The following is a 254-nucleotide window of genomic DNA, read 5'->3' as shown; positions in this document are numbered from 1 at the left end:
CTCCCGGCCGGCTTGAGTGTTTAGAAGCCAAATCAAAAGCTAAAGCGGGCACGGTCCAAATGTGGGAGCGGGCTTGCTCGCGAAGGTCGTTAACGATGACGTGGGCATCCTGATTCAACGCGGCGCTCTCAGGTTTTTCGCGAGCAAGCCCGCTCCCACAGAAAAGCAGATCTGTTTTCGCTCTGGCTTTTGATCTGGCTTTTAACACTCAGGTCGGCTCTCAGGCCGCCGTGCTTTTGATCTTGATCTTGATC

Origin of the sequence: Pseudomonas sp. C8002 (assembly GCF_013385765.1) — a bacterium.
Lineage (GTDB): Bacteria > Pseudomonadota > Gammaproteobacteria > Pseudomonadales > Pseudomonadaceae > Aquipseudomonas.
Note: the sequence above shows the minus strand (reverse complement) of the source record.